The organism is Burkholderia sp. BCC1999 (assembly GCF_905339975.1).
Lineage (GTDB): Bacteria > Pseudomonadota > Gammaproteobacteria > Burkholderiales > Burkholderiaceae > Burkholderia.
Genome location: NZ_CAJPHP010000006.1, coordinates 306548 through 331992 on the forward strand (window position 1 = coordinate 306548; position 25445 = coordinate 331992).

19 protein-coding genes, 1 tRNA gene and 1 pseudogene are annotated in these 25445 nt (G+C 64.4%); 16 read left to right on the plus strand and 5 right to left on the minus strand.

The window, feature by feature from the left end:
- Window positions 1-96: 96 nt before the first annotated feature.
- Complete coding sequence (locus U5809_RS11250; RefSeq protein WP_322086578.1) at window positions 97-1029, plus strand: LysR family transcriptional regulator; 933 nt, start codon at window positions 97-99, stop codon at window positions 1027-1029.
- Between the two features lie 162 nt (window positions 1030-1191).
- Here U5809_RS11250 and U5809_RS11255 read toward each other — a convergent pair whose 3' ends face one another.
- Window positions 1192-1491 carry a hypothetical protein gene (locus U5809_RS11255; protein ID WP_322086557.1) on the minus strand — a complete coding sequence of 100 codons (300 nt, stop codon included), beginning with the start codon at window positions 1489-1491 and terminating at the stop codon, window positions 1192-1194.
- 388 nt (window positions 1492-1879) lie between these two features.
- The gene (locus U5809_RS11260; protein WP_322086558.1) at window positions 1880-2638 is read right to left on the minus strand and encodes a TIGR00730 family Rossman fold protein; all 759 of its coding nucleotides are present in this window, start codon (window positions 2636-2638) and stop codon (window positions 1880-1882) included.
- 1 nt (window position 2639) lies between these two features.
- On the opposite strand from U5809_RS11260, the gene polA reads away from it, so the two are divergent.
- The 3 genes from polA to U5809_RS11275 all read left to right on the plus strand — a co-directional run bounded on the left by polA (window position 2640) and on the right by U5809_RS11275 (window position 8295).
- Window positions 2640-5393 (plus strand): DNA polymerase I, encoded by a 2754-nt coding sequence (gene polA, locus U5809_RS11265; RefSeq protein ID WP_322086559.1) that lies wholly within the window; start codon window positions 2640-2642, stop codon window positions 5391-5393.
- A gap of 270 nt (window positions 5394-5663) precedes the next feature.
- Complete coding sequence (locus U5809_RS11270; RefSeq protein WP_322086560.1) at window positions 5664-6998, plus strand: NAD(P)/FAD-dependent oxidoreductase; 1335 nt, start codon at window positions 5664-5666, stop codon at window positions 6996-6998.
- 421 nt (window positions 6999-7419) lie between these two features.
- Entirely contained in the window at window positions 7420-8295 is an 876-nt protein-coding gene (locus U5809_RS11275) for a dienelactone hydrolase family protein (protein WP_282511048.1), read from the plus strand.
- A gap of 54 nt (window positions 8296-8349) precedes the next feature.
- On the opposite strand, the gene U5809_RS11280 is transcribed toward U5809_RS11275, so the two are convergent.
- Window positions 8350-9219 (minus strand): sulfurtransferase, encoded by an 870-nt coding sequence (locus tag U5809_RS11280; RefSeq protein ID WP_322086561.1) that lies wholly within the window; start codon window positions 9217-9219, stop codon window positions 8350-8352.
- Between the two features lie 117 nt (window positions 9220-9336).
- Complete coding sequence (locus U5809_RS11285; RefSeq protein ID WP_322086562.1) at window positions 9337-10443, minus strand: aromatic ring-hydroxylating dioxygenase subunit alpha; 1107 nt, start codon at window positions 10441-10443, stop codon at window positions 9337-9339.
- Between the two features lie 271 nt (window positions 10444-10714).
- Here U5809_RS11285 and U5809_RS11290 point away from each other — a divergent pair, with 271 nt between their 5' ends.
- From U5809_RS11290 to folE2, 4 genes are all read left to right on the plus strand, one after another.
- A complete protein-coding gene (locus U5809_RS11290; RefSeq protein WP_011355806.1) occupies window positions 10715-11008 on the plus strand; it encodes an exodeoxyribonuclease VII small subunit in 294 nt (97 codons plus the stop codon).
- The gene (locus tag U5809_RS11295) at window positions 11005-11889 is read left to right on the plus strand and encodes a farnesyl diphosphate synthase (RefSeq protein ID WP_322086563.1); all 885 of its coding nucleotides are present in this window, start codon (window positions 11005-11007) and stop codon (window positions 11887-11889) included. The genes U5809_RS11290 and U5809_RS11295 overlap by 4 nt, the downstream gene beginning before the upstream one ends.
- An 81-nt stretch (window positions 11890-11970) precedes the next feature.
- Window positions 11971-13875 (plus strand): 1-deoxy-D-xylulose-5-phosphate synthase, encoded by a 1905-nt coding sequence (gene dxs, locus U5809_RS11300; RefSeq protein ID WP_176045988.1) that lies wholly within the window; start codon window positions 11971-11973, stop codon window positions 13873-13875.
- Window positions 13876-14029: 154 nt separating this feature from the next.
- The gene (gene folE2, locus U5809_RS11305) at window positions 14030-14839 is read left to right on the plus strand and encodes a GTP cyclohydrolase FolE2 (protein WP_322086564.1); all 810 of its coding nucleotides are present in this window, start codon (window positions 14030-14032) and stop codon (window positions 14837-14839) included.
- A 72-nt stretch (window positions 14840-14911) separates the two neighbouring features.
- Here folE2 and tsaD read toward each other — a convergent pair whose 3' ends face one another.
- A complete protein-coding gene (tsaD, locus tag U5809_RS11310; RefSeq protein ID WP_322086565.1) occupies window positions 14912-15952 on the minus strand; it encodes a tRNA (adenosine(37)-N6)-threonylcarbamoyltransferase complex transferase subunit TsaD in 1041 nt (346 codons plus the stop codon).
- Window positions 15953-16082: 130 nt separating this feature from the next.
- On the opposite strand from tsaD, the gene U5809_RS11315 reads away from it, so the two are divergent.
- The 8 genes and pseudogenes from U5809_RS11315 (at window position 16083) to U5809_RS11350 (ending at window position 25285) form a co-directional block, all read left to right on the plus strand.
- Window positions 16083-17303 carry an NAD(P)/FAD-dependent oxidoreductase gene (locus U5809_RS11315; protein ID WP_415877939.1) on the plus strand — a complete coding sequence of 407 codons (1221 nt, stop codon included), beginning with the start codon at window positions 16083-16085 and terminating at the stop codon, window positions 17301-17303.
- Window positions 17304-17408: 105 nt separating this feature from the next.
- Window positions 17409-17621, plus strand: a complete 213-nt coding sequence (gene rpsU / locus U5809_RS11320; protein ID WP_006751743.1) for a 30S ribosomal protein S21 — start codon at window positions 17409-17411, stop codon at window positions 17619-17621.
- 194 nt (window positions 17622-17815) lie between these two features.
- On the plus strand, window positions 17816-18262 hold the full coding sequence (locus U5809_RS11325) for a GatB/YqeY domain-containing protein (RefSeq protein WP_027782559.1): 447 nt from the start codon (window positions 17816-17818) through the stop codon (window positions 18260-18262).
- A 70-nt stretch (window positions 18263-18332) separates the two neighbouring features.
- Window positions 18333-20207 carry a DNA primase gene (gene dnaG, locus U5809_RS11330; protein WP_322086566.1) on the plus strand — a complete coding sequence of 625 codons (1875 nt, stop codon included), beginning with the start codon at window positions 18333-18335 and terminating at the stop codon, window positions 20205-20207.
- An 88-nt stretch (window positions 20208-20295) separates the two neighbouring features.
- Window positions 20296-22713, plus strand: coding sequence for an RNA polymerase sigma factor RpoD (rpoD, locus tag U5809_RS11335; RefSeq protein WP_322086567.1), 2418 nt, complete (start codon window positions 20296-20298; stop codon window positions 22711-22713).
- Window positions 22714-22842: 129 nt separating this feature from the next.
- Window positions 22843-22918, plus strand: a tRNA-Ile gene (locus U5809_RS11340).
- 512 nt (window positions 22919-23430) lie between these two features.
- Window positions 23431-24561 (plus strand): annotated as a pseudogene (locus U5809_RS11345) (aspartate ammonia-lyase); the annotation flags it as partial.
- A 37-nt stretch (window positions 24562-24598) separates the two neighbouring features.
- On the plus strand, window positions 24599-25285 hold the full coding sequence (locus tag U5809_RS11350) for an orotate phosphoribosyltransferase (protein ID WP_322086568.1): 687 nt from the start codon (window positions 24599-24601) through the stop codon (window positions 25283-25285).
- The last annotated feature ends 160 nt before the right edge of the window (window positions 25286-25445 follow it).

Sequence of the window (25445 nt, forward strand, 5' to 3'; positions counted from 1 at the left end):
AGCGCCGGTCCGGTTGAAACCGATTCAACTTGACGGAGCGGTGTCGCGGCGCGATTGATGAAGGCCCGGGCGTGCCCGGTTCGACGGGAGCATCGAATGGATCGTTTGAAGGCGCTGACGGTGTTCGTCCGCGTCGCAGTCGCGGGCGGCATCAGCGCGGGTGCCCGCGAGCTTGGCATGACGCCGCAGGCGGCCAGCAAGCAGGTGGCCGCGCTGGAGGCTTTGCTGAATATCCGGTTGTTCCAGCGTTCGACACACCGGATTGCGTTGACGGTCGAAGGCGAGCGCCTTCTCGCGCAGTGCCGCGGCGCCGTCGGGGAGTTGGAGACCGCGCTGCGCATGCTCGACGACGCTCGCGAGCACACGGTCGGCATGCTACGCGTTGCGGCGCCTTACTCGTTGGCACGGCGTTTTCTCGCACCGTTGCTCGGCGAATTCTGCGACCAGCATCCGGGCATGACCGCAGAACTGATCGTCAGCGACGACATGGCCGACATCGTCGAGCAGCGGATCGATATCGCGGTTCGAACCGGGGATCTGCCCGACAGCGGGCTGATCGCACGGCGCATTGCCGGGCTGCAACTGATCGTCTGCGCGGCGCCCGCGTATGTGCGCCGCCATGGCGAACCGCAGACGATCGACGCACTGAGCGATCATCGCTGCACCGCGTTTCTGTACCCTCGCACGGGCAAGCCGTTCCCGTGGGAATTCCTCGTCGATGGACGAGTCGACACGCGCCAGATCGTCCCGTTCATCGCGACCAACGACATCGACGCGGAACTCGATACGGTGCTGAGCGGTGCCGCGATCGGCCAGTTCTTCGGCTATTCGGTCCACGAGCATGTACGCGAAGGTCGTCTCGTGCCGCTGCTGACCCGGCACGTCACTTGCCGATATGGCCTCTACCTGTGCATGCCGCAGCGTGAGCATCTGCCGCGCCGGAACCGTTTGTTGATGGATTTCCTCGTTGCACGGCTCGGTGCGCATCCGGATCTGGAGCCGCTTTCGTTTGTGGAGGCCCGTGCTTGACATGGCACGTTGCCGGGGTAGGGCGAAGGTTGACGTTCGTTCCGACCTGCGCGGTCGATCCGGCGCGCCGGGGCGGGCCCGGCACGGCGCCAAAAGCAACAAGGCCGCCCGGCGCCGAAGCGCGCGGACGGCCTTGCATGGCGGGTGAGCGCGCGGTGTCGCTTAGCACTCGCCCTTCTTCGCGTGTCCCGGCGGGCAGTGATAGCCGCGACGATCGTCGGGGCCGCGATGACGCTGGTGATCTTCCCACTCACGGCGTTCCCAGTAGCGGCGGCCGTCCCAGTAGCGGTCGCCGTGCCAGCCGACGATGACGGCCGGTGCGGGGGCGACCATGACGGGCGCAGGCGCGACGACGACCGGCGCAGGCGTGCCGATGTTGACGTCGACGTTGACGGCGTGAGCGAGGCTCGACAGCGAGAGGCCGAGCCCGGTGAAGGCGAGGGCGATCAGAGAGCGCTTCATGTTCTTTTCCGTGATGTCGTTGTGAGGTGGCCGGCGCGACGCGATGGAAGCGAGGGGGACCGTTCCACCGGGGGAACGCCGCGCCGACGGAATGCAGTGTGCGGGTACGACACGGAAAAGGCGAGGCAGGTTTATTACGGAGAGTTGCCGGTCGGCAGAGGCGGGGTGCGGGTATGCGCCTGCGCCATTTGACAATGGTGGGCCGCAGGTGCGGATAGACACTCCGCATCGCACAGCACGGGCTGCGCGGATTTGACATTCGGCGGCGCGCGCCGCGAAGCGGGATTAACGGTGCGTTACAAAGTGACGCGCGGTAGGCAGCCGAAGCGCTGCCCTCCGCGCATCAAGCAGCACGCAGACCGTCAGGCCGGCGGCTGCCACGGATGCGTTACAGATAGAACATCCGGTCTTCTTCAGGCCGCGGCGGATGATCGTCGTCGTCCGAACCTTCTTCCTCGCCACTGTCCTCGTAGAACGCGAGGACGGCGTCGAGCACCTGGTCGGGATCGTCGATCACCTGCATCAGATCCATGTCGTCCGGATTGATCAGGCCCATCGGGATCAGCTGGTCGCGGAACCACTGCAGCAGCCCCTTCCAGAATTCGCTGCCCACGAGAATGATCGGCACGAGGCGCGACTTCTTCGTCTGGATCAGCGTGAGGACTTCGGACAGCTCGTCGAGCGTGCCGAAGCCGCCCGGCATCACGATCACCGCATCCGAGTTCTTCACGAACGTGACCTTGCGCGTGAAGAAGTGGCGGAAGCGCAGCGAGATGTCCTGGTAGTGGTTACCGGCCTGTTCGTGCGGCAACTCGATGTTCAGGCCGACCGACGGCGCCTTGCCGGCGTGCGCGCCCTTGTTCGCGGCTTCCATGATGCCGGGGCCGCCGCCGGAGATCACGGCGAAGCCGGCATCGGACAGCTTGCGCGCGATCTGCACGGCGAGCTTGTAGTGCGGCGTGTCGGGTTTGAGGCGGGCAGAACCGTAGATGCTGACAGCCGGGCGGATCTCCGACAGGTACTCGGTCGCCTCGATAAACTCTGCCATAATCGTGAACATCTGCCACGATGCGCGCGCCTTCTTGGCCGTCGCGCGTTCTTGATCTGCGAGCGAACGCAGACTCGGAATCACTTTTCTCTTGTTCATAATGCCTGAAGAACGAAATCTGGAAGGTAAGACCCTGCTATTGGTTGACGGTTCGAGCTATCTGTATCGGGCTTACCATGCGATGCCTGATTTGCGTGGCCCTGGCGGGGAGCCGACCGGAGCGCTCTACGGAATCATCAACATGCTGCGCCGTATGCGCAAGGAAGTCAGTGCAGAGTATAGCGCTTGCGTGTTCGATGCAAAGGGCAAGACGTTCCGTGACGACCTTTATGCCGACTATAAGGCAAACCGTCCGTCGATGCCGCCCGATCTTGCATTGCAGGTCGAACCGATTCACGGCGCCGTGCGTGCGCTCGGCTGGCCGCTGCTGATGGTCGAAGGCGTCGAGGCCGACGACGTGATCGGCACGCTCGCGCGCGAAGCCGAACGGCACGGGATGAACGTGATCGTGTCGACCGGCGACAAGGATCTCGCGCAGCTCGTGACCGACCGCGTCACGCTCGTCAACACGATGACCAACGAGACGCTCGACCGCGACGGCGTGATCGCGAAGTTCGGCGTGCCGCCCGAGCGCATCATCGACTACCTCGCACTGATCGGCGATACCGTCGACAACGTGCCGGGCGTCGAGAAGTGCGGACCGAAGACGGCCGTGAAATGGCTCGCGCAATACGACAGCCTCGATGGTGTGATCGAGCACGCGGGCGAGATCAAGGGCGTGGTTGGCGACAACCTGCGCCGCGCGCTCGACTTCCTGCCGCTCGGCCGCACGCTCGTGACGGTCGAGACGGCGTGCGATCTCGCGCCGCATCTCGAATCGATCGAAGCGTCGTTGAAGACTGACGGCGAAGCGCGCGACCTGATGCGCGACATCTTCGCGCGCTACGGCTTCAAGACCTGGCTGCGCGAAGTCGACAGCGCACCGGCCGAAGGCGGCGGCGCCGATGCGCCGGAAGGCGAGCCGGCGCCGGTGGTGGCGGCCGCCATCGTGCGCGAATACGACACGATCCAGACCTGGGAACAATTCGACGCGTGGTTCGCGAAGATTGATGCGGCCGCACTGACCGCGTTCGACACCGAGACGACCGCGCTCGACCCGATGCTCGCACGGCTCGTCGGCCTGTCGTTCTCGGTCGAGCCGGGCAAGGCCGCGTACCTGCCGGTTGCGCACCGCGGCCCCGACATGCCCGAGCAGCTGCCGATCGACGAGGTGCTGGCGCGCCTGAAGCCGTGGCTCGAATCGGCCGATCGCAAGAAGGTCGGCCAGCATATGAAGTACGACGCGCAGGTGCTCGCGAACTACGACATCGCGCTGAACGGCATCGAGCACGACACGCTGCTCGAATCGTACGTCGTCGAATCGCACCGCACGCATGACATGGACAGCCTCGCGCTGCGTCATCTGGGTGTCAAGACGATCAAGTACGAAGACGTCGCGGGCAAGGGCGCGAAGCAGATCGGCTTCGACGAAGTGGCTCTTGCGGAGGCCGCCGCATACGCGGCCGAAGATGCGGACGTCACGCTGCAGCTTCATCACGCGCTGTATCCGCAGGTCGCACGCGAACCGGGCCTCGAGCATGTGTATCGCGAGATCGAAATGCCGGTGTCGCTCGTGCTGCGCAAGATGGAGCGCACGGGCGTGCTGATCGACGATGCGCGCCTGCAGGCGCAAAGCACCGAAATCGCGACGCGCCTGATCGAGCTTGAAGCGCAGGCGTACGAACTGGCGGGCGGCGAATTCAATCTCGGCTCGCCGAAGCAGATCGGGCAGATCTTCTTCGAGAAGCTGCAGTTGCCCGTCGTGAAGAAGACGCCGAGCGGCGCGCCGTCGACCGATGAAGAGGTGCTGCAGAAGCTGGCGGAGGACTACCCGCTGCCGAAGCTGCTGCTCGAGCATCGCGGGCTGTCGAAGCTGAAGTCGACCTATACCGACAAGCTGCCGCGCATGGTGAATCCTTCGACGGGCCGCGTGCACACGAACTATGCGCAGGCCGTCGCGGTGACGGGCCGCCTCGCATCGAACGATCCGAATCTTCAGAACATTCCGGTGCGCACGGCCGAAGGCCGGCGCATCCGCGAGGCGTTCATCGCGCCGCCGGGCCACCGGATCGTGTCGGCCGACTATTCGCAGATCGAACTGCGGATCATGGCGCACATCTCGGGCGATGCGTCGTTGCTGCGCGCGTTCTCGCAGGGCGAGGACATCCACCGCGCGACGGCCGCCGAGGTGTTCGGCGTGACGCCGCTGGAGGTCAATTCCGACCAGCGCCGGATCGCGAAGGTGATCAACTTCGGGCTCATCTACGGGATGAGCGCGTTCGGCCTCGCGTCGAACCTCGGCATCACGCGCGACGCCGCGAAGCTTTATATCGATCGCTATTTCGCGCGCTACCCGGGCGTCGCGCAGTACATGGAAGACACGCGCTCGGTGGCGAAGGAGAAGGGCTATGTCGAAACCGTTTTCGGTCGCCGCCTGTGGCTGCCGGAGATCAACGGCGGCAACGGCCCGCGCCGCCAGGCAGCCGAGCGCGCGGCCATCAACGCGCCGATGCAGGGCACGGCCGCCGACCTGATCAAGCTGTCGATGATCGCCGTGGACACCTGGCTCACGCGCGACAAGCTCGCGTCGCGCATGATCATGCAGGTGCACGATGAACTGGTGCTCGAGGTGCCCGACGAAGAGCTGTCGCTGGTGCGCGAGAAACTGCCGGAAATGATGTGTGGCGTCGCGAAGCTGAAGGTGCCGCTCGTCGCCGAAGTGGGCGCCGGCGCGAACTGGGAAGAGGCACACTGACGCACCCCCGTGCGGTTCGCGTTTCCCGCGGCATATTGTTGCAGGGATGCTGAATATCGAGCTGGTTTGCTTGTGGTCAACGCGCAAGCTCCCGGACAATGCATGTCATTGACACGGGGGCAGCGCGCCCCGCGTTCCGGGGCGGTCGCATCGAAGTGCTTCGAACTGCACATCGATGATGTCCGAACCGGTTAATCCACCGGGCGGCGCGAATGGATCGTGTTTGCTTCGTCCGGCGGCAGCAGTTTCGAATCGCAAAGGGGGAATCAGATGCATCGGATCATCATCGTAGGCGGAGGCGCGGGCGGCCTGGAACTGGCGACGCGGCTCGGCGACCGTTACGGCGCGCGCGGCAATCGTCCCGCGCGTGCGCTTGTCACGCTCGTCGACCGCAATCCGACCCACATCTGGAAGCCGCTGCTGCACGAAGTCGCGGCCGGCAGCATGGACCCGTTCACGCAGGAGCTCGAATATGCGGCGCAGGCGCGCTGGCATGGCTTCGAATTCCAGCAGGGCGAGCTGACAGGGCTCGATCGCGCGGCGAAACGCTTGACGCTGTCACCCATCAACGACAGCGACGGCGAGGAGCTGCTGCCGGCGCGCGAGTTGGAATATGACACGCTCGTGATCGCGATCGGCAGTACGACCCACTTCTTCGGCGTGCAGGGCGCATCGGAAAACGCGATCGCGCTCGATACGGTCGGCGAGGCCGAGCGCTTCCGCAAGCGGCTGATCGCCGCGTGCATGCGCGCCGAGCATCAGGCGCCGGCGCCGACCGCGCCGGGTGAAGCGGCCGAGCCGCGCATCCAGGTCGTGATCGTCGGTGGCGGCGCGACGGGCGTCGAATTGTCCGCCGAGTTGCGCAACACCGCGCAGGTGTTGTCGGCCTACGGGTTGCACAAGCTCGACCCGCGGCACGACGTCGGCATCGTGCTGATCGAATCGGGGCCGCGGATCCTTCCGGCGTTGCCGGAGCGCGTGTCGTCGGCGACGGCCGAATTGCTCGAAAAGATCGGCGTGCGGCTGATGCTCGCCGAGCGCGTGACCGAGGTGGCGCCCGGGGCCGTCCATACGGCAAGCGGCAAGACGGTGCGTGCCGACCTGACGGTCTGGGCCGCGGGCATCAAGGCGCCATCCGTGCTCGCCAGTCTCGATGGCCTCCAGGTCAACAAGCTCGGCCAGCTCGACGTGCGCCGCACGCTGCAGACCTTTACCGACGACAACGTGTTCGCGCTCGGCGATTGTGCGGCATGCGCATGGCCCGGCAACGAGCGCAACGTGCCGCCGCGCGCGCAGGCCGCGCACCAGCAGGCGACCTTCCTGCTGAAGGCAATCGGCTGCCGGCTCGACGGGCGCCCACTGCCCGAATTCACGTATCGCGACCTGGGCTCGCTCGTGTCGCTCGGCCATTTCAGCGCGGTCGGCAACCTGATGGGCGGGCTGATCGGCGGCAACATGCTGATCGAAGGGCTGTTCGCGCGCTTCATGTACATGTCGCTGTACCGGATGCACATCGCCGCGCTGCACGGCTATCCGCGCATGATGCTCGACACGGTCGCGCATTGGCTGCGGCGCACGACGCTGCCGCGCGTCAAGTTGCACTGAGCGCGTGTTCGCGTGGGAAACGGGCGGGGAGCGCGCACGTCGTGCGTAGTCCCTGCCTGTCGTTTTTGCGGGCAGCCGGGCTGCCGTGCCCGCGTGTGACGGGCAATATCGACCGCGTGTTTTTCGTTTCAATTTGCCAGCATCCGATTGCGCGACGGCGATCGATCTGCGGCGTGTTGCATCGCGATTCGACCGGCCGCCTGCGGTTTTTTCACGACGATCGACGTGTCGAATCAACGCGCCGTAATCGAGTCTTACACATCTGACAGTTGACGCGACAACGGATTATTGGGCATCTTGTCCGGGTTTCCGTTTGCGGCGGGGTGCCAACCGCCGCGACATCCGTGCCGCGCGTCGGCGCGATGCCCCGTCCATATGCATCCAGAATCGTGACGGTGGCGCCCAATCGAGGAGTGCATTCATGTTGAAACCCGAAGTCGACAGCCTGGTTCCCCACGTTCCGTTCTCGCGCCGCAAATTCATGCAGGCCGCTCTGGGCGGCACCTTCGCGGCGGCCGTGCTGCCCGTTTCGGCGCAGACGGTCACGACCGACAGTACCGGGCTGGATGTCGACACCATCGAGATCCGCTCGGGCGATGCGAGCGTGCCGGCTTATCGCGCACAACCGGTCGACAAGACGAACCTGCCGGTCGTCATCGTGATTCACGAGATCTTTGCGGTGCATGCGCATATCGCCGACATCTGCCGCCGCTTTGCAAAGCTCGGCTATCTCGCGATCGCGCCGGACCTGTTTGCGCGGCAGGGCAACGTGTCGAAGTATCCGACGATCCAGGGGGTCGTCGACAACATCGTCAGCAAGGTGCCGGACCGGCAGGTCACCGAGGATCTCGATGCGACGGTCGCGTGGGCCGGCAAGAACGGCGGCGACCTGTCGCGTCTCGGCGTGGTCGGGTTCTGCTGGGGCGGCCGTCAGAGCTGGCTGTATGCCGAGCACAATCCGCACGTGCGTGCGGCCGTTGCATGGTACGGGTTCGTCGAAGGCAAGACCGACGAGATGACGCCGTTCAACCCGGTCGATCATGCGTCGTTGCTGAAGGTGCCGGTGCTCGGGCTCTACGGCGAGAAGGACACGAACATCACGCAGGCATCGCTCGCCGACATGCGCAAGGCGATCCAGACGAGCGATTCGAAGCTCGCGCGCGAATCGGAGATCGTCGTGTATCCGGATGCCGGTCACGCGTTCTTTGCCGATTACCGGCCGAGCTATGTGAAGGCCGATGCCGAGGAGAGCTGGAAGCGCGCGATCGCGTGGCTCCACAAGTACGGCGTGATGTAAACGACAAGCGGCGGCCCATGCCGCCGCTTTATCACCGCTGCGTGGTGCTCGCGCTTACGGCGTCGGGCCGGTTGCGATCGGCCGCGACGGATCGGCGCTCCATTCGCTCCACGAGCCCGGATACAGCGATGCGCCGTGCAGGCCGGCCACCTCCATTGCCAGTGCGTTGTGGCACGCCGTCACGCCGGAGCCGCATTGCAGGATCACGCGGTTCGGCTCGGTGCCTGCCAGCACGGTCGAGAACGCCTCGCGCAGTTCATGGCCGGTCTTGAAGCGGCCGTCGGCGTTCAGGTTGTCCTTGAAGAAGCGGTTGCGCGCGCCGGGGATGTGGCCGCCGACACGATCGATTGTTTCGTTTTCGCCGCGGTAGCGGTCGGGTGCGCGCGCATCGATCACGACGCGCGTGGGTGCGCTCACGTTGGCGAGTACGGCTGCCGCGTCGACCGTCGATTCGAGCGGCGCAGCCGCGCGGAAATCGCCGGCGGCCGGTTGCGGCACGTCGGCCGTCAGCGGCTGGCCGGCCGCTTCCCAGGCCTGCAGGCCGCCGTCGAGCACGGCGACCGAATCGTGGCCGAGCCAGCGCAGCAGCCACCACAGGCGCGCCGCATAGGCGCCGCCTTGCGCGTCGTACGCGACGACTTGCTGGCCCTGCTTGAGGCCGCGGCTGGCGAGCAGCGTGGCGAATGCGTCGCGGGTCGGTAGCGGATGGCGGCCGTTGGTGCCCGTCTTGCGGCCCGACAGGTCGCGGTCGAGATGGAGATACTGTGCGCCCGGGATATGGCCGGCCGCATACGCGGCTTCGCCGGCAGCGGGATCGACGAGATCGAAGCGGCAGTCGAACAGGACGACGCTGCCGGGCGCCGCGGCCAGGCGCTCGGCGAGATTGGCGGCGGAGATGAGTGTGGTGTAGTGAGTGTGTGGCATGACGACTCCCTGGAGTGCAATTGGCCTGACACTCCAAGTCTAAACAAAAAAAGACGGGCCGAAGCCCGTCTTTTCGTCTGCCGGATGCCGCGCGGCGTCAAAGCGCCGCACCGGCTGTCAGAGGTCGCCGAGGTGGCGGCGCAGGAACTCGTGGAAGTGCTGCATGCCGTCTTCCATCGGGCTCTGGTACGGGCCGACCTGCGACTCGCCGCGTGCCATCAGTGCACGGCGGCCTGCGTCCATCCGCATCGCGATCTCGTCGTCCTCGACGGCCGTTTCCATATAGGCGGCGCGCTCGGCCTCGACGAACTCGCGTTCGAACAGCGCGATTTCCTCGGGGTAATAGAACTCGACGATGTTGGTCGTCTTCTGCGGGCCTTGCGGAATCAGCCACGACACGACGAGCACGTGCGGATACCACTCGATCATCAGGCCCGGGTAGTAGACCATCCAGATCGCACCGAACTCCGGCGGCACGCCGTTGCGGAACTTCAGCACCTGCTCGTGCCATTTCTGGTAGGTCGTGCTGCCCGGTTTCGCGAGGGCGTTGTGCACGCCGACCGTCTGCACGCTGTACCAGTCGCCGAACTCCCATTTGAGGTCGTCGCACGACACGAAGCTGCCGAGGCCCGGGTGGAACGGGACGACGTGGTAATCCTCGAGGTAGACCTCGATGAACGTCTTCCAGTTGTAATCGCACTCGTGCACTTCGACGTGATCGAAGTGGTACTCGGAGAAGTCGAAGTGATGCTTCGTGCCGAGGTTGGCGAGGTCGCGCGCGACATTCCGGCCCTCGGCCTCGAACAGCAGCCCCTGCCAGTTTTGCAGCGGGCTCTTGCCGAGGTTCAGGCACGGCTTGTCGGGGAAGTGCGGCGCGCCGAGCAACTCGCCTTCCAGGTCGTACGTCCAGCGGTGCAGCGGGCACACGATATTCTGCGTGTGGCCGCGCCCGTTAAGCATGATCGCCTGACGGTGACGGCAGACGTTCGACAGCAGTTCGATCTGGTTCGTCTGGTTGCGGACCAGCACGCGGCCTTCCTTCTCGGACGGCAGCGCAAAATAATCCCCCGCCTCGGGCACCATCAACTCGTGCCCGACGTAACGAGGTCCTTTCTTGAAGAGGGTTTCGATCTCGCGCTCGAGTAGCGCCTCATCGAAATATGCAGTGACTGGAAGCTGGCTGTGAGCCGACTTCAACTGAAGCGCATCGCTCAGATTGGACATTCCCACTCCCGGTGTTAGCGTGAAAGCAGTGAACAACCCAACCATCGAAAAATCGATTTAGGGAAACGGGGAATTATACCCGGTTCGCCTCGCAAGGCTAGGATTAAGTGCCTGATTTGTGTCAATTTTTTGTCGGGCGACCACCGGAAGGCGCACAATGTGTGTCGGAGATGGGGCCGGAATATGTTCCGGGGTGCCCACGACGGCAGGTCGGAAAATTCTCTTTTGCCGTAGAATGTCCGACTTGTTTTGAAATTTGACACCCTCGTCCATGGCGAAAACCGCATCCCCAGGCGCCACGCCGCCCGGCAATGGCACCGAACCGTTGCCGGACAATTATGAGATGGCGCTCGCGGAACTTGAGACGCTGGTTGCCCGGATGGAAGGCGGCGCGTTGAGCCTCGAGGATTCACTGACGGCATACCGCCGCGGTGCGACCCTCGTTGCGTTTTGCCAACAGCAGCTCGAGAAAGTGGAGCAGCAGGTTCGCGTGCTCGACGGCGCGACGCTGAAGCCGCTTTCGTCCGGAACGGCCGCCACGGACGGCGAAGACGACGATCTATGACATTCGAACAATGGATGCGGTCTGTGCTTGACCGTGTCGAGAACGCACTCGGCCACTATCTGCCGGCTGAAACCGCGATGCCCGCGAAACTCCACGAGGCGATGCGCTACGCGGTCCTCGGCGGTGGCAAGCGTGTTCGCCCGCTGCTGTGCCATGCAGCCGGCGAACTGAGCGGCGCGACGGAAGCGGCACGCAATGCGGCGGCGGCGGCGCTGGAGATGATCCACGTCTACTCGCTCGTGCATGACGACATGCCGTGCATGGACGACGACGCATTGCGCCGCGGCAAGCCGACCGTGCACGTGCAGTACGACGAGCCGACGGCACTGCTGGTTGGCGATGCGCTGCAGTCGCAGGCATTCGTTGCGCTGACCGACGCCGATGCGCTGTCGCCCGTGCAGCAGGCTGCGCTCGTGCGCGAACTGGCGCTCGCGAGCGGCTCGATCGGCATGGCCGGCGGGCAGGCGATCGATCTGGCGAGCGTCGGCGTCAAGCTGACGCGCGAGCAGCTCGAGACGATGCACCGGATGAAGACCGGCGCACTGTTGCGTGCAGCCGTGCGGATGGGCGCGCTGGCTGGCGAGACGCCTTCGGCGGAAACGATGGCTGCGCTCGACGTCTATGCGGGGGCCGTGGGTCTGGCGTTCCAGGTCGTCGACGACATTCTCGACGTCACGACCGATTCGGCGACGCTCGGCAAGACGGCCGGCAAGGACGCGGCGAACGACAAGCCGACCTACGTATCGATCCTCGGCCTCGAGGCGTCGCGCGAGCTGGCAGCGCAACTGCGCGCCGAAGCGCACGACGCGCTGAAACCGTTCGGCGCACGCGCACAGCGTCTCGCCGAACTTGCCGACCTGGTAGTGAACCGGGTCAGCTGACGCGAAAGCCCGCCGCCGCGCATACGCTACGATGCGTGCAACAGAATGCGGGCGCGTTTGATTTCCTACAATGGAACGACGATGTACGACTTGCTGAAAACCATCGACGACCCGGCGGATTTGCGCCGCCTCGATCGTCGCCAACTGCAACCGCTCGCGGATGAACTGCGCGCGTTTGTGCTCGACAGCGTGTCGAAGACGGGCGGCCATTTGTCGTCCAACCTCGGGACGGTCGAGCTGACGATCGCGTTGCACTACGTGTTCAACACGCCGAACGATCGCATCGTCTGGGACGTGGGCCACCAGACCTATCCGCACAAGATCCTGACGGGCCGTCGCGACCAGATGCATTCGCTGCGTCAGCAGGACGGCATCTCGGGCTTCCCGCGTCGCAGCGAATCCGAATACGACACGTTCGGCACCGCACATTCGAGCACGTCGATCTCGGCCGCGCTCGGCATGGCGATCGGCAGCCAGCTGAACGGCGACGACCGCTTCTCGATCGCCGTGATCGGCGACGGCGCGATGACGGCCGGCATGGCGTTCGAAGCGATGAACAACGCGGGCGTGTCGGAAGATGCGAAAGTGCTCGTCATCCTGAACGACAACGACATGTCGATCTCGCCGCCGGTCGGCGCGCTGAATCGCCATCTCGCACGCCTGATGTCGGGCCGCTTCTATGCGGCTGCGCGCGCGGGCGTCGAGCGCGTGCTGAGCGTGGCGCCGCCGGTGCTCGAACTCGCGCGCAAGCTCGAGGAGCACGCGAAGGGCATGGTCGTGCCGGCCACGTTGTTCGAGGAGTTCGGCTTCAACTACATCGGCCCGATCGACGGTCACGATCTCGATTCGCTGATCCCGACGCTGCAGAACATCCGCGAACTGCGCGGTCCGCAGTTCCTGCACGTGGTGACGAAGAAAGGCCAGGGCTACAAGCTCGCCGAAGCCGATCCCGTGCTCTACCACGGCCCCGGCAAGTTCAATCCGGCCGAAGGCATCAAGCCGTCGACCACGCCCGCGAAGAAGACTTACACGCAGGTGTTCGGCGAGTGGCTGTGCGACGAAGCCGAGCGCGATACGCGCGTCGTCGGCATCACGCCCGCGATGCGCGAAGGCTCGGGCATGGTCGAGTTCGAGAAGCGCTTCAAGGACCGCTACTACGACGTCGGCATCGCCGAGCAGCACGCGGTGACGTTCGCGGGCGGCATGGCAACCGAAGGCCTCAAGCCGGTCGTCGCGATCTACTCGACGTTCCTGCAGCGTGCTTACGATCAGCTGATCCACGACGTCGCGCTGCAGAACCTGCCGGTCGTGTTCGCGATCGACCGCGCGGGCCTCGTCGGCGCGGACGGTGCAACGCACGCGGGTGCATACGATCTCGCGTTCATGCGCTGCATCCCGAACATGACGATCATGGCCGCATCCGACGAGAACGAATGCCGCCAGATGCTGCACACGGCGCTGCAGCAGCCGAACCCGACCGCGGTGCGCTATCCGCGCGGCGCGGGCACGGGCGTGGCGACGGTGAAGGAATTCACCGAGATCCCGCTCGGCAAGGGTGAAGTGCGTCGCCAGACGTCGCAGCCGGAAGGCAAGCGCGTCGCGATTCTCGCATTCGGCACGATGGTCGCACCGTCGCTTGCGGCAGGCGAAGAGCTCGACGCAACCGTCGCGAACATGCGTTTCGTGAAGCCGGTCGACGCTGCGCTCGTGCGCGAACTCGCCGAGACGCACGACTACCTCGTCACGGTCGAGGAAGGCTGCGTGATGGGTGGCGCGGGTTCGGCCTGCGTGGAAGCCCTGATGGAGAGTGGGGTTATCCGACCCGTACTACAATTGGGCCTCCCTGACCTGTTCATCGATCACGGCGATCCCGCGAAGCTGCTGTCGCAATGCGGCCTCGACGGCGCGGGCATCGCGAAATCGATTCGCGAACGCTTTCTGAACCCGGCGGCCGATGTCGCCGGTCAGGCGAAGCGCGTCGCATAAGCTGGCGCCGCCTGCGGGCGGTGCCGGTGCGACTGGCGCAACCGGTCTTCATTGATGCGGAAAACATGGGCCTGCGGGCCCATGTTGCTTTTCCGGCTGCCGCATGACGCGGCGTGCGCGTCGTCGAACGCGCGGCTTACAAGGATTGAACAAGATGAACCAGATGAATCCCGCCTTCGTGATGCCCGACGTGCAGAGCACGGTGGATACCCGTCAGATTCCGATTCAGCGCGTGGGCGTGAAGGCGGTCCGGCATCCGTTGACGGTGTGTACCGAAAGCGGCGACGTGCAGCCGACCGTCGGTGTCTGGAACCTCGACGTCCGCCTGCCTGCGGACCAGAAGGGCACGCATATGTCGCGCTTCGTCGCGCTGCTCGAAGAGAATCGCGCGCCGCTGACGGTCGAGCGTTTCCGCGCGATGCTCGCGTCGATGCTCGAGAAACTCGAAGCCGAAGCCGGCCGCATCGAGGTCACGTTTCCGTACTTCGTGAACAAGACGGCGCCGGTGTCGGGCGTACAGAGCCTGCTCGACTATGAAGTGACGCTCGCGGGCGAAAGCCGCAACGGCGACACGCGCCTGTTCCTGAAGGTGCTCGTGCCGGTGACGAGCCTCTGCCCGTGCTCGAAGAGGATCTCGCAGTACGGCGCGCACAACCAGCGCTCGCACGTGACGATCGACGCGGAGCTCGCGGCCGACCTGCCGGTCGAGGCGCTGATTCGCATCGCGGAAGAAGAGGCGTCGTGCGAACTGTGGGGCCTGCTGAAGCGTCCGGACGAGAAGTTCGTCACCGAGCGTGCATACGAGAATCCGAAGTTCGTCGAGGATCTCGTGCGCGACGTCGCGCAGCGTCTCGATGCCGACGAGCGCGTGGTGGCGTATGTGCTCGAAGCAGAGAACTTCGAGTCGATCCACAATCACAGCGCGTATGCGCTGATCGAGCGCGACAAGCGTCAGGCCGCATAACGCTGCGTCCTTTTGTCGTGCCAATGAGAAAGGCCGCTCACCGAGCGGCCTTTTTTGCGCGGATTGCGTGGTTCAGCGTGCGAGCGACGCGAGGTCCCAGCGCGGCTTCACGGTGAATGCGTAGTCGGCATTCGCCTGCTCGGGCCAGCGGCCCAGCCGCAGTGCGCCCGCCAGCGCGATCATCGCGCCGTTGTCGGTGCAGAGCGCGAGATCGGGATAGTGCACGTCGAAGCCGCGCTTGGCCGCGGCGGCCGACAGCGCCGCGCGCAACTGGCGGTTCGCGCCGACGCCGCCCGCGACCACGAGGCGCTTGAGCTTCGTCTTTTTCAGTGCGGCGAGCGACTTCGCGACGAGCACGTCGACGGCCGCGTCGACGAAGCCGCGCGCGAGGTCTGCCTTCGCGCTGTCGAGCGCAGTGCCCTCCAGCTTCGCCGCTTCGAACTTCTTCATCTGCGTGAGCACGGCCGTCTTCAGGCCGCTGAAGCTGAAGTCGAGATCGCCCGAATGCAACATCGGGCGCGGTAGCACGACCGCGCCCGGCGTGCCCGTCTCGGCGAGCTTCGACACTTCCGGGCCACCCGGGTAGCCGAGGCCGATCAGCTTCGCCGTCTTGTCGAACGCTTCGCCGGCCGCGTCGTCGAGCGTTTCGCCAAGCGTTTCGTATACGCCCACGTCGGTCACGCGCATCAGTTGCGTGTGGCCGCCGGACACCAGCAATGCGATGAACGGGAACGGCGGCGGTTCGTCGACGAGCAGCGGCGACAGCAGGTGGCCCTCGAGGTGATGGATGCCGACGGTCGGCTTGTTCCATGCGAGGGCGAGCGCATTGGCGATGCTCGCACCGACCAGCAGCGCGCCGGCCAGGCCGGGGCCCTGGGTGAACGCGATCGCGTCGATGTCGTCGCGGCGCGTGCCGCTTTGCGCCATCACTTCCTCGAGCAGCGGCAATGCGCGGCGGATGTGGTCGCGCGATGCGAGCTCGGGCACGACGCCGCCGTACTCGCGGTGCATCGCGATCTGCGAATGGAGCGCGTGCGCGAGCAGGCCGCGCTGCGTGTCGTAGAGCGCGAGGCCGGTTTCGTCACAGGAGCTTTCGATGCCGAGAACGAGCATGGGTGCGGGCAGGGCGCGCTGTTTCGAGCGCGCCGCAGGAAGGTCAACGTAACCGGAAAGTATAGCAGGCGAGGGCCAGCCGCCGCTGGCGGCGGCCCGGGGCCGATGCCGGGCAGGTACAATCCGCGCCATGGAAACTTTTGACATCGCCGTGATCGGCGCGGGCGCCGCCGGGATGATGAGCGCCGCGGTTGCCGGGCAGCTCGGCCGCCGCGTCGTGCTGATCGATCACGCGCCGCGGCTCGCCGAGAAGATCCGCATCTCGGGCGGCGGCCGCTGCAACTTCACGAACCTGTACGCCGGGCCCGACAACTATCTGTCGTCGAATCCGCATTTCGCGCGTTCGGCGCTGGCGCGCTATACGCCGCGCGACTTCCTCGGGCTGCTCAAGCGCCATCACGTGACCTGGCACGAAAAGCACAAGGGCCAGCTTTTTTGCGACCACGGCAGCGACGCGGTCATCGACGTGCTGAAGCACGAGTGCGACGCGGGTGGCATTGCGTGGCGCCGGCCGGTCGTCGTCGACGCGGTGCGCCACGCGCCGGCCGATGGCTTCGTGCTCGACACGCAGCAGGCGGGGGCGATCGGTGCGCGCGCGCTGATCATCGCGACGGGTGGCCTGTCGATCCCGAAGATCGGCGCGACCGATTTCGGCTACCGGCTGGCGAAGCAGTTCGGCCACAAGCTCGTCGATACGCGGCCCGCGCTCGTGCCGCTGACGTTCGCGCCGCAGGACTGGGAGCCGTTCGCGGCACTGTCTGGCGTGTCGCTCGAAGTGCGCGTGTCGACTGGCGACAAGAGGCGCGGCGGCGAATTCGTCGAGGATCTGCTGCTGACCCATCGCGGCCTGTCGGGGCCCGGCATCCTGCAGATCTCGAGCTACTGGCAGCCCGGCGACCCGATTCGCGTCGACCTGCTGCCGCAGCGTGACACGGTGGCCGACCTGCTCGACGCGAAGCGCTCGTCGAAGCGCCAGATCGGTTCGCTGCTCGCCGACTGGGTGCCGTCGCGCCTCGCGCATGCGTGGCTCGACACGCATCGCGTCGCGGCCGACGCGCGGCTCGCGGACCTGCCCGACAAGACGCTGCGCCAGATCGGCGAGGCGCTGTCCGGCTGGACGCTGACGCCGAACGGCACCGAGGGCTACAAGAAGGCCGAAGTGACGAAGGGCGGGGTCGATACGCGCGAGCTGTCGTCGTCGACGATGATGAGCGCGCGCGTGCCGGGGCTGTTCTTCGTCGGCGAAGCGGTGGACGTGACGGGCTGGCTCGGCGGCTACAACTTCCAGTGGGCGTGGGCGTCCGGCACGGCGGCCGGGCAAGCCGCGGCGGAGTATTCGCGCGGCGCCTGACGGGCCGGCTCCCCTTGGCGGGACCAGGCCCCGTGCCTTTGGACAATCCAATCGCTCTGCTATACTCGGTAGTCTTTCCCTGCAAACCTTTATTCGTGTCGGATCATGACGATCATTCGCGTTAAAGAGAACGAGCCGTTCGAAGTTGCAATGCGTCGCTTCAAGCGCACGATCGAGAAGAACGGTCTGCTGACCGAACTTCGGGCGCGCGAGTTTTTCGAGAAGCCGACCGCGGAGCGCAAGCGCAAGAAGGCCGCTGCAGTGAAGCGTCATTACAAGCGAATTCGCAGCCAGACGTTGCCGAAGAAGCTGTACTGAACGATTGGGCGCCGCGCGGTTCGCTGAGCGGCGCACCGGCGACTCCGCGCGATTCGGTACGATCGCGCAGCCGATCAGGCGGCGAGTCGCCGATGCCGGATTCGAGCAACCCGCTTGAGACACTGTCCCAAGCGGGTTTTTGTGTTGACGCCCATTCGCGGGCGTCGGATTCACGTTTCCATTCCGGGTGAAAGATGAGTTTGAAAGAGCAGATCAGCGAAGACATGAAGGCCGCAATGCGCGCGAAGGAAAGCGAGCGCCTGGCGACGATTCGCCTGCTGATGGCCGCGATCAAGCAGCGTGAGGTCGATGATCGCGTCACGCTCGACGACGCGGGCATCACGGCCGTGATCGACAAGATGATCAAGCAGCGCAAGGATTCGATCAGCCAGTTCCAGGCCGCAGGCCGCGACGACCTCGTCGCGAAGGAGCAGGCCGAGCTGGTCGTGCTGGGCGGCTACATGCCCGCGCAACTGTCGGACGCCGAAGTGGCGGCCGAAGTCCAGGCGGCGGTCGCGCAAACCGGTGCGGCCGGCCCGCAGGACATGGGCAAGGTGATGGGCGTGCTGAAGGGCAAGCTCGCCGGCCGTGCCGACATGACGGCCGTTTCCGCGCAGGTCAAGGCCGCGCTCACGAAGTAAAACCCGTTCCCGGCGCGCCCAGCGATGCGTGCGCCGGGCATCGTATTGTCTTTTTTCGCTCGATCCCACGGTGATTCCGCATTCGTTCCTGCAGGACTTGCTGAACCGCGTCGATATCGTCGACGTGGTGGGCCGGTACGTGCAGCTCAAGAAGGGCGGCGCCAACTTCATGGGGTTGTGCCCGTTCCATAACGAGAAGAGCCCTTCGTTTACCGTCAGTCCGACCAAGCAGTTCTATCACTGCTTCGGTTGCGGCGCACACGGCACGGCGATCGGCTTCCTGATGGAACACGCGGGGCTCACGTTCCCGGAAGCCGTGCAGGAACTCGCGCAGTCCGTCGGGCTGACCGTGCCGCACGAACCGTCGATGCGCGGTGGCGGCGGGGGCGGGGGTGGTGGCGACTATCCGGCGCCGGTGTCGAAATCGGTCGCGACCGCGCTGTCCGATGCGATGACGGCCGCGTGCGACTACTACCGCAAGCAATTGCGCGGTGCGACCGTCGCGATCCAGTACCTGAAGAACCGGGGCCTGACCGGCGAGATCGCCGCGCGTTTCGGTCTCGGCTACGCACCGGATGGCTGGCAGAACCTCGAAGCCGCGTTCCCGGACTATCGCGACGAATCGCTCGTCGAGTCGGGGCTCGTGATCGTCAGCGAGAAGACCGACGCGCAGGGCGTCGCGCGCCGCTACGACCGGTTCCGTGAGCGGATCATGTTCCCGATCCGCAACGTGAAGGGGCAGGTGATCGGCTTCGGAGGCCGCGTGCTCGGCAGCGGCGAACCGAAGTACCTGAACTCGCCCGAAACGCCGCTGTTCAACAAGGGCAGCGAGCTGTACGGGCTGTTCGAGGCGCGGCTCGCGATTCGCGAGCGCAAGTACGTGCTGGTCGTCGAAGGCTACATGGACGTCGTCGCGCTCGCGCAGCTCGGGTTTCCGAACGCGGTCGCGACGCTCGGCACCGCGTGCACGCCGATTCACGTGCAGAAGCTGCTGCGCCAGACCGACACGGTCATTTTCAGTTTCGACGGCGATTCGGCCGGACGGCGGGCCGCGCGGCGCGCGCTCGAGGCCTGCCTGCCGCATGCGGGCGACAATCGCACGATCCGGTTCCTTTTTCTGCCGACCGAACATGATCCGGACAGCTATGTACGCGAGTTCGGTGCGGACGCGTTCTCCGAGCAGGTCGAGCGCGCGATGCCGCTGTCGCAATTTCTGCTGAACGAAGCAATTTCGGGCAAGGCGCTCGATCAGCCGGAAGGGCGCGCGAAGGCGTTGTTCGATGCGAAGCCGCTGCTGCAGGCGCTGCCCGCGAACGCGCTGCGCGCGCAGATCATGCACATGTTCGCCGACCGCCTCGATATCCCGTTCGAAGAGGTCGCGGGGCTGTCCGACGTCGATACGCGGATCGCGGCGCCGCCGCGCCAGGCGCCCGCGCGCAGCGAGCGCCGCCGCGTGACGGACAGCGAAAAGCGCGCACTGCGCACGCTGGTGATGCATCCGCGCATCGCGTCGCAGCTCGACGACGAGCAGATTGCGACCCTGCGCGCGTTGCCGCGCATCGGCGAGTTGTTCGCGGAAGTCGTCGACCATGCGCGCGCGCTGGGCGACGGCGCGGAGTTCCGGCTGCTGTCGGATGTCCTGCGGACGTCCTCGAACGGAGCGACTTACGAGGAAATCTTCCGCGAAATTCTGGACTATGATGAAAACGTCCGCGATTTGCTGTTACAGAATCCGGAAGACGAGACGGTGCCCGAGCGGCAGCGTGAACAGGAACGGATCGCGGGGGAGGAGCTGCAGGCGGCGGTGCTCAAGATGCGCTATGACGCTTGCTGCGACCGGCTTGACCGGCTGGCGCGGCAATCCACCTTCACACCCGAGGAATTGGCCGAATTGACGGAATTGAACCAGCAGCGAACCGACATGAAACGTCGGCTCGGGCTGTAGGCGGCCGGGGAGCTTAGAGAGGGCTCCCCAGCGTGCTATAATATAAGGTTTCCAGCGGTTTGTTTTCCAAGCAGAGGCGAGAATCGCGATGGCAAAGACGACAGGCGGAAAGAAAGCAACAGGCAAGGGCTCGACGGAGCCGACCAAGAAGGTCACAGCGGCCAAGTCTGCTTCTTCCACCAGGACAACGTCTTCAGCCACGTCAGCCTCAGCGGGAAAGAAAACCGCGGCCGGCACTGCTCAGGCTGCGCCGGCACCGGCAGCCAGAACACGGGCTGCCGCGAGACCCGACTCCGGGCCGGCCAAGCCGGCGGCGAAGCGGGCAAGTGCGAAAAGCGCAAGGGACACGACTGCCGACGCGGACGAAACGGCAGTACGTACTACTCATGCACCCACGGTTCAACCGGCTGTCGTCCAGCAGCCGCGAGTCGATATAGCCGGTACGGCGAACTCCATGACCAAAAAGCTGAACGAAGTATCCGTCGTTGACGACGCAAATCAGAGCGACGAGCAGCCCGCAGCCGCGGCTGCACCGGGCAAATCCAAGGTGCGCGATCGTCGCGCCAAGGAAAAGGCGCTGCTGAAGGAAGCGTTCGCGACGAGCACGCCGGGCACGGCCGAGGAGCTCGAAGAGCGCCGCGTGAAACTGCGCGCGCTGATCAAGCTCGGCAAGGAGCGCGGCTTCCTGACGTACGCCGAAATCAACGACCACCTGCCGGACAACTTCACCGAGACCGAAGCCCTCGAAGGCATCATCGGCACGTTCAACGACATGGGCGTGGCGGTCTACGAGCAGGCGCCGGACGCGGAAACGCTGCTCCTGAACGACAACGCGCCGGCCGCGTCGTCGGACGATGAAGTCGAAGAGGAAGCGGAAGTCGCGCTGTCCACCGTCGATTCGGAATTCGGCCGCACGACCGATCCGGTCCGGATGTACATGCGTGAAATGGGCACGGTCGAGCTGCTCACGCGCGAAGGCGAAATCGAGATCGCGAAGCGGATCGAGGACGGCCTGCGCCACATGGTGATGGCCATCTCCGCCTGCCCGACGACGATCGCCGACATCCTCGCGATGGCCGAACGCGTCGCGAACGAAGAGATCCGCATCGACGAGCTCGTCGACGGCCTGCTCGATCCGAATGCTTCGGACTCCGCCGATACCGACGGCTTCTCCGCGAAGGAAGCGGAAGCCATCGAGAACGAGGACGAGGAAGCCGAAGAGGAAGAGGAAGAAGAGGAAGAGGAGGAAGACGACGGTGCCGCGCAGGCATCGGCGAACGCCGCCCAGCTCGAAGCGCTCAAGCGTGCCTCGCTCGAGAAGTTCTCGCAGATCAGCGAGTGGTTCGACAAGATGCGCCGCGCGTTCGAAAAGGAAGGCTACAAGTCGAAGGCCTACCTGAAGGCGCAGGAAACGATCCAGACCGAACTGATGACGATCCGCTTCACCGCGCGTACCGTCGAACGCCTGTGCGACACGCTGCGTGCGCAAGTGGATGAAGTGCGCCAGGTCGAACGTCAGATCCTGCACACCGTCGTCGACAAGTGCGGCATGCCGCGTTCGGAATTCATCGCGCGCTTCCCGGGCAGCGAGACGGATCTCGACTGGTCCGAGAAGATCACGGCCGAAGGCCATTCGTACAGCGCGGTCCTGTCGCGTAACATCCCGGCGATCCGCGAACAGCAGCAGCGCCTGCTCGACCTGCAGGCGCGTGTCGTGCTGCCGCTGAAGGACCTGAAGGAAACCAACCGCCAGATGGCGGCCGGCGAACTGAAGGCACGCCAGGCGAAGCGCGAAATGACCGAGGCCAACCTGCGTCTCGTGATCTCGATCGCGAAGAAGTACACGAACCGCGGCCTGCAGTTCCTCGACCTGATCCAGGAAGGCAACATCGGCCTGATGAAGGCGGTGGACAAGTTCGAATACCGTCGTGGCTACAAGTTCTCGACCTACGCGACGTGGTGGATCCGTCAGGCCATCACGCGTTCGATCGCGGACCAGGCGCGCACGATCCGTATTCCGGTTCACATGATCGAGACGATCAACAAGATGAACCGCATCTCGCGGCAGATCCTGCAGGAAACCGGTCTCGAGCCGGATCCGGCAACGCTCGCCGAGAAGATGGAGATGCCGGAAGACAAGATCCGCAAGATCATGAAGATCGCGAAGGAGCCGATCTCGATGGAAACGCCGATCGGTGACGACGACGATTCCCATCTTGGCGACTTCATCGAGGACAACAACACGGTCGCGCCGGCGGATGCCGCGCTGCATGCCAGCATGCGCGACGTCGTGAAGGACGTGCTCGATTCGCTGACGCCGCGTGAAGCGAAGGTGCTGCGGATGCGTTTCGGTATCGAGATGAGCACCGACCACACGCTCGAGGAAGTCGGCAAGCAGTTCGACGTCACGCGCGAGCGGATCCGTCAGATCGAGGCCAAGGCGCTGCGCAAGCTGCGTCACCCGAGCCGTTCCGACAAGCTGAAGTCGTTCCTCGAAGGGAACTGATTTCCAGCGTCTGTCCTGCGAACGCCGCCGGTATCTGCATGATGCCGGTGGCGTTTGTCCCCTTTGTTGTTACAATGCCGGCCCGGCTGCGTTGCCGGGGCGGCGTGTAGCACGCGTCGTATCTCAACAGGGCTTGTAGCTCAGCGGTTAGAGCAGTCGACTCATAATCGATTGGTCGCGGGTTCGAACCCCGCCGGGCCCACCAGATTTCATGCCGCGCCACGCTGTGTCGTGGTGTGCCGTTAAGCATAAGTTGTCCGCCTGGACACGTTATGCCTTATTTCGCGATCGGCCACGTTTTCCTTGATCGGGAATCGGCTGTATATTCCAAGGTTTGGTTCGCGGTGGCAATCGACCGCGATTCGACGCGAAAAAGCCGACCCACCGGGTCGGCTTTTTCGTTTCTGATATACCGCGGCATGCCCAGTTAAGTCCGGGCGCCTCCTAGCCCCTCTGACGTCTATCTATGGCGCCTCGGATGCTCACGGGGCATCCGGGTTGAACGACTGCGCCGGCGACTGATCGACCGGCACGCAGCACTTGCTCAACGATGGCCGTCTGCGCGCGTTGGTTTTCGGAGGGCGGTGGCCTGGCTGACCCCGAAAAATTGGACGCCGTCCAACACTTTCGGGGCTCGCATTCTTCGCCAACACATCGATTGACTGCAAACGGAGAAACGGCTTACCCGACGATCTCCCGTGCCTCGGCAGCTTCGGTATCTGCAATCGGGCGCTCGAGCTGATGGGTCACCAGCGTGGTGAATACACGCATCTTCATCCGAACGAACACGTCAATCTCGCACAAAGCACGAACGACGTTTATCCAACGGCACTGCGCATCGCGACATTCTTTGCCATCGAACATCTGCTCGAAGCAATGACGCGACTGCATGCGGCGTTCGATGAAAAGGCATTGGAGTTTGCTGGGCTGTTGAAGCTGGGGCGTACACAACTTCAGGATGCTGTTCCGATGACATTGGGACAAGAGTTTTCGACCTATGCGGTCATGCTCGAAGAGGATATGGCGCGGCTGCGTGAAGCGTCGGCATTGATTCGTGAAATTAACCTCGGGGCCACCGCTATTGGAACGGGGATCACCGCGCATCCGGAATACGCGCAAAAGGCGCTCGAGGCGCTGAGCCGGATTACGGGTATTGAACTGAGCACGGCCCCGAATCTCATCGAAGCTACGCAGGACTGTGGCGCGTTCGTTCAGATTTCCGGTGTTCTAAAGCGTATCGCCGTGAAACTCTCAAAGACCTGCAATGACCTGCGGTTACTTTCAAGCGGGCCGCGTGCCGGCTTTGGGGAAATCAATCTGCCACCCATGCAGGCTGGCTCTTCCATCATGCCCGGCAAGGTCAATCCGGTTATCCCGGAGGTTGTCAACCAGGTGGCGTTCGAGGTTTTTGGAAACGACATTACTGTGACTTTTGCCGCCGAAGGTGGCCAACTCCAGCTCAATGCCTTTGAGCCGATCATCGCAAGCGCACTCTTTCGCAGCTTCAAGCATCTGACTGCGGCGTGCATCACGCTCGCTGAAAAATGCGTGAAGGGCATTACAGCGAATGGAGAGCACTTACGCGAGACGATGGAGCGGTCCCTCGCACTCGCCACGGCATTGAACCCATACATTGGCTACAAAAACGCGACGGCCGTTGCGGCGGAAGCCCATGCGCACGGAAAAACTATCAGGGAAGTGGTGCTTCGTCGTCAACTGATGACAGAAGCGCAACTCGACGAGGCACTGCGTCCGGAGGCTCTTGTTCAGCCGCGCATTTACGGAAACTTGGTCGGTCTGATTGCCTCCGCGGGAACGGGTGATGAGCCGGACGTCGTGGCGCAGTAAGGCCATCGAGCACGCCAAAACAAGTATCGGAGTTTGTATGTCGATTTTACGCACGGAGCTCGGGCTCACCACGACTGTCGCGAAGGCACTCATTGAAGCAGGTTGTGTTCAGTTTCGCGTCGACGAGCCATTTCGCTTGCCGTCAGGGTGGACCAGTCCGGTCTATATGGATTGCCGGCGCCTCATCTCGTTTCCAAAGCTCCGGCGCGACTTGGTGAACGAAAGCTTGCAACTTCTGCGCGAGCGCAATTGTTTGGAAGGTATCGATGTCGTTGTCGGCGCGGAGTCGAGTGGTATAGCACTGGCCGCATGGATTGCGGACTCCCTGCAGTTGCCGCTGCAGTACGTGCGCAAGAAGGCCAAAGGTCTTGGCCCATCGACGCAAATCGAAGGGGTGGTTGAAACCGGCGACCGCGTACTGCTGGTTGACGACCTGATGGCTGCGGGAGAGTCGAAGCGCGAGTTCTGCCGTGCGCTCAACGAAGTCGGTGCAAAGATAAAAGACATCTTCGTCATTTTTGACTATGGCGTGTTCCCGACGGCAGAAGTGCTGGAGCGTTGGGGTGTGACCGTCCATTCGTTGGCTACCTGGCAAGATGTGCTGGTCGCTGCAAGACGTGAGGGTCTTGTCGACAGACGCTCACTGAACGAACTTGAAGCGTATCTCAAGGACCCGGTCTCCTGGTCTCACGCGCATGGTGGAATCGTCTGGACCCGACGTTAAGCCTGCCGGCAAAACACGCAGGCAAGGAAGTTTCAACTTACATCATTTTGTGGGGCAATGCCCTGTGCTGACCCTTGGCACGGAGCGTTCTGCCACGCCCGGACAAAGCGTTTCCAACCTGAAATTACTCGAAGGCCATGGACGATCAACTCAAGCAAAG